Source organism: Methylobacterium sp. WL116 (genome assembly GCF_008039455.1).
GTDB lineage: Bacteria > Pseudomonadota > Alphaproteobacteria > Rhizobiales > Beijerinckiaceae > Methylobacterium.
In genome coordinates this window covers 1-1,742 of record NZ_VRUV01000733.1, presented here as the reverse complement: position 1 = coordinate 1,742, position 1,742 = coordinate 1, and the positions used below count along the sequence as shown (strand labels likewise).

Annotated in this window: 1 protein-coding gene and 1 pseudogene; both read left to right on the top strand. The window is 72.8% G+C overall.

Annotated features, from left to right (window positions below; all coding sequences use genetic code 11):
• Positions 1 to 268: pseudogene (locus tag FV223_RS26750) on the top strand (glycosyltransferase family 4 protein); the annotation flags it as partial.
• Positions 269 to 375: 107 nt separating this feature from the next.
• On the top strand, positions 376 to 1,742 hold a 1,367-nt coding region (locus FV223_RS26745; protein ID WP_187276261.1), incomplete at its 3' end, for a GumC family protein.

The window sequence follows — 1,742 nt, the reverse complement described above, 5'->3', positions numbered from 1 at the left end:
GCGCGAGACCGTGGCGACGCTCCCGCCCAACCGCTCGGGCATGTTCTTCGCCGAGCCGGACCCCGCCGCGATCGCGGCCTGCGTCCGCGACTTCACGGAGCAGGAGGGCATGTTCTCGCGCGCCGCCTGCCGCGCCCAGGCGGCGCTGTTCGCCCCGGAGGTGTTCCGCACCCGGTTCGCCGGCTTCGTCGACGAGCAGATGGCCCTCCACCGCGACCTCGGCGCCGGCCAGGAGCGCTCGGGCCACCGCCTCAAGGCCCTGGCCTGACCGAATCCGCCACGCTCGGCCCGCGCGCGGCGGCCCGAACCTCACAATCCCTTCCGCACGGTCGCGCGACCCCGTTCGCGAACCGGCGCCAGACCCGGTGGTCGACGATGACGACGTCCTACCTCAACCCCGCCCGCACCGCCGTGCCGGCCGCGCCGCGTTCGGGCCCGGCCACCGACCAAGCCGGCCCGTTCGCGACGATCTGGCGGCGGCGGCGCCTGTTCGCGGCGGTCTTCATCGGCGTCATGTCGGTGGCGATCGGGCTGCTGATGGTCGCGCCGGTGCAGTACCTGGCGGTCGGCTCGGTGATCGTGGCCGAGCCGGAGCCCGGCAGCAACAACGCCAACGCGTCGGTCGCCTGGATCCAGAAGCTCGGCGACCCGGCCGACATCGAGAGCCAGATGCTGGTGATCCGCGCGCCGCGGATCATGCGCCTCGTCGCCTCGGGCGACGTCGTCGAGAAGGTTGTGGCCGAGTGCCGGCAAATCGCGCGCGGCGGGCTCCTCGCGAGCCTGCTGCCGCCCAAGGAGGACGGCTGCGACAAGCTGCGCGGCAACACCGACCTGGTGGTCGACTACCTGCAGCGCCGCTACGTCGTCACCGGCGCCGGCCGCTCGCGCGTCATCAACATCGCCTACCGCTCGCCGAACGCGGAGACCTCCCAGGCGCTGACCAACGCGCTGATCACCGCCTTCCTCGACGACCAGCGCGGCGTGCTCGCCAACAGCCGCGAGGCGGCGACCGAGTGGCTGTGGAAGGAGATCCGCCAGCTCGACGCGTCCCTGCGCGACGACGAGGCCAAGATCCAGGCCTTCCGCCGGCGCAAGGGCCTGATGTCGGGCGCCAACGCGCCGATCACCTCCGAGCGGCTCAGCACCATCACCCAGCAGCTCTCGGCGGCCGAGACCGCCAAGGCCGACGCCGCGGCGCGCCTCTCCGAGATCAACGCCGACCAGGCCCGGGGCTCGATCAACGCCCCGGCGGTGCTGGCGAGCCGGACGATCGGCGACCTCAAGCAGCAGATGAACGTGGTGGCCGCGCAGATCGCCAACACCGGCACGGTGCTGGGGCCGAACCATCCGACGCTGCAGGCGATGCGCACGGAGCTCGCCGGCCTGAAGCTGCGCGTCGACCGGGAGGTCGCGAGCATCAGCGCCGGCCTGAAGAAGACCTTCGACGCGTCGAGCGCGCTCGCCAAGTCGCTGCGCCAGCAGATGGAGACCGCGAAGGCCGAGGCGGCGTCCGCGATGGACGACGAATCGGTCGTCGCCGGCATGGTGCGCAACGCCGAGATCAAGCGCGGCCAGTACACCGACCTGTACAAGCGCGCCAACGAGCTCGAGACCGAGCGCCGCATCCTCGTCGGCAGCACCCGGCTCGTCAGCCTCGCCGACGTGCCGGCCGCGCCGGTCACCCCGAAGCCGCTGCTGTTCCTCGGCGCCGGCTTCGTCCTGGCCGCCGCGCTGGCCGCGGC